2 pseudogenes are annotated in these 1808 nt (G+C 79.0%); one reads left to right on the top strand and one right to left on the bottom strand.

Features of this window, described 5'->3' with window-relative positions:
• Nucleotides 1–890: pseudogene (locus tag BJF79_RS39020) on the bottom strand (hypothetical protein); the annotation flags it as partial.
• 28 nt (nucleotides 891–918) lie between these two features.
• On the opposite strand from BJF79_RS39020, the pseudogene BJF79_RS39015 reads away from it, so the two are divergent.
• A pseudogene (locus BJF79_RS39015) lies at nucleotides 919–1808 on the top strand (hypothetical protein); the annotation flags it as partial.

The raw sequence follows: 1808 nt of genomic DNA, 5'->3' as shown, positions 1-1808 counted from the left end.
CGGCGAACAGCGCGGCCCAGTCCACCGTCGCGCCCCGCGCGTACGCGGCGGCCAGTGCGGTGAGACCGCTTCCGCGGCGGGCCCGTCGCCGTCCAGTACGGGCCGGATCCCGGCGGGCTCCTTCGCCCGCGGCCCGGGGCCCAGCTCCAGGAACGTCGAGACGCCGTCGCGCCGCAGGCGGCGCACCGCGTCGCCGAACCGGCCCGGCCCGTCCGTCCGGTGCCCGGGGTCGCCGAGCCGTTCGGCCGTCGCCGCGGACAGGATAAGAACGCGCGGGGCCCGCCACTCGATACCGGACGCGACCTCGCGGAACTCCGCCGCGGCGGCGTCCGGCGCCCGGCAGGCGGCCGCGTGCGGGCGATGACGAGGCGGCAGGCGTCCGGGAGCGAGAGGACGCCCGCCGCGTGCGCGGCCGTCAGCTCGCCGAGCCCGTCGCCGGCCAGGAAGTCCGGCCGCAGCCCCCAGTGCAGCAGCAGCCGGTGCAGCCCGATGCCGAGTGCGAACGGTGCGGCGTCCGTCTCCTCGGCCTCGCCTGCCAGCGCGTCGCGTACCTCGTCCACGGCCGCCGCGAACACGGGGAACGCCGAGCACAGTTCGCCCACCGCGTCCGGACGCGGCGCACCCTCGCCGGGGAACAGGAACGCGGTCCCGCCGAAGCCGGTGGTCTCGCCCAGGACGATCCCGGACGACCGTTCCCCGCGCGCCAGCCGCTCCAGCCCGTCCAGCAGGGACGCCCGGCCGGTGCCGATGACGACCGCGCGGTGCGTCAGGTGCGGGCGGGTGGTGCCCAGCGAGTGCCCGACGTCGGCGGGGTCCTCGTCCGCGAGGTGCGCGCGCAGGCGCTCCGCTGCGCGGCCAGCGCCTCGGGCACCGCCGCCGACAGCGGCCACGCCACCGGCGCGGCGCCGCGCCGGTGGCGTGGCCGCTGTCGGCGGCGGTGCCCGAGGCGCTGGCCGCGCAGCGGAGCGCCTGCGCGCGCACCTCGCGGACGAGGACCCCGCCGACGTCGGGCACTCGCTGGGCACCACCCGCCCGCACCTGACGCACCGCGCGGTCGTCATCGGCACCGGCCGGGCGTCCCTGCTGGACGGGCTGGAGCGGCTGGCGCGCGGGGAACGGTCGTCCGGGATCGTCCTGGGCGAGACCACCGGCTTCGGCGGGACCGCGTTCCTGTTCCCCGGCGAGGGTGCGCCGCGTCCGGACGCGGTGGGCGAACTGTGCTCGGCGTTCCCCGTGTTCGCGGCGGCCGTGGACGAGGTACGCGACGCGCTGGCAGGCGAGGCCGAGGAGACGGACGCCGCACCGTTCGCACTCGGCATCGGGCTGCACCGGCTGCTGCTGCACTGGGGGCTGCGGCCGGACTTCCTGGCCGGCGACGGGCTCGGCGAGCTGACGGCCGCGCACGCGGCGGGCGTCCTCTCGCTCCCGGACGCCTGCCGCCTCGTCATCGCCCGCACGCGGCCGCCTGCCGGGCGCCGGACGCCGCCGCGGCGGAGTTCCGCGAGGTCGCGTCCGGTATCGAGTGGCGGGCCCCGCGCGTTCTTATCCTGTCCGCGGCGACGGCCGAACGGCTCGGCGACCCCGGGCACCGGACGGACGGGCCGGGCCGGTTCGGCGACGCGGTGCGCCGCCTGCGGCGCGACGGCGTCTCGACGTTCCTGGAGCTGGGCCCCGGGCCGCGGGCGAAGGAGCCCGCCGGGATCCGGCCCGTACTGGACGGCGACGGGCCCGCCGCGGAAGCGGTCTCACCGCACTGGCCGCCGCGTACGCGCGGGGCGCGACGGTGGACTGGGCCGCGCTGTTCGCCG

The sequence above is a fragment of the Actinomadura sp. CNU-125 genome (genome assembly GCF_001942465.1).
GTDB lineage: Bacteria > Actinomycetota > Actinomycetes > Streptosporangiales > Streptosporangiaceae > Spirillospora.
This window is presented reverse-complemented; position numbering and strand designations above follow the sequence as displayed.